The following is a 1048-nucleotide window of genomic DNA, read 5'->3' on the forward strand; positions in this document are numbered from 1 at the left end:
GCCCAGCGGCAGTGCGTTGCGCCAGGCCCGGCAACGACTCGGATCGCAGCCGGTGCGGGCGTTATTCGATGTGTTGCGCGGCCCGGCCGCTACCAGCGCCACCCAGACGCGCTGGCGAGGCCTGCTGCTGACCGTGATCGACGGGACCTTCCTGACGGTCGCGGACTCACCAGCCACCACGAGCCGCTACGCCAAACAACGCTGCAACAACGGCAGTTCCGGCTACCCGCAGCTGCGGCTCAGCGCCCTGCTGTCCTGCGGCACCCGCTCGGTGATCGACGCCGTATTCGATCCGGTCAGTGTCGGAGAACTCGATCAGGCCCGACACCTCGCCCGCAGTCTGCGCCCCGGGATGCTGCTGATGGCAGACCGCAACTACGCCGGCGCCGACCTGATCGCCACCCTGGCCGCCACCGGCGCGGACCTGCTGATCCGCTGCAAGACCGGCCGCAAACTACCGATCCTGCGCCGGCACCGCGACGGATCCTTCGCCTCGATCATCGGCGGGCTACCCATCCGGGTGATCGATGCGCAGATCAGCATCACCACCACCGACGGCACCCACACCGGCGGCTACCGGCTGATCACCACCCTGCTCGACCCCGACGCGCATCCCGCCGCTGAACTGATCCCGCTCTATCACCAACGCTGGGAGATCGAGACCGCCTACCTCGAACTGAAATCCTCGATCCTGGGCGGACGAGTCCTACGCGCCCGCACCTACGACGGCATCAGCCAGGAAATCTACGCCTTACTCAGCGTCTATCAACTGCTGCGCACCGCAATGGTCGACGCCACCGACAGCCAGCCCGGCCTCGACCCTGACCGGGCCAGCTTCACCACAGCCCTGAACACCGCCCGCGACCAGATCATCCACGCCGCCGGGATCACCGCCGACACCACCATCGACCTGATAGGCGTCATCGGCACCCACGTCCTGGCCCACCTGCTGCCCGAACGCCGCCTCCGCACCAAAACCCGCATGATCAAACGCTCGAACAGCAAATACCAAGCCCGCGGCCCCAACATCAACCGGCGCAGCTACCAG

At 67.2% G+C, this 1048-nt stretch carries 1 protein-coding gene; it reads left to right on the plus strand.

Features of this window, described 5'->3' with window-relative positions:
- Positions 1 to 1048: IS4 family transposase (locus tag ACLQ25_RS32675; protein ID WP_425734582.1), on the plus strand; the 1048-nt coding region annotated here is incomplete at both ends.

The organism is Micromonospora sp. DT44 (assembly GCF_049841635.1).
Classification (GTDB): Bacteria; Actinomycetota; Actinomycetes; order Mycobacteriales; family Micromonosporaceae; genus Micromonospora.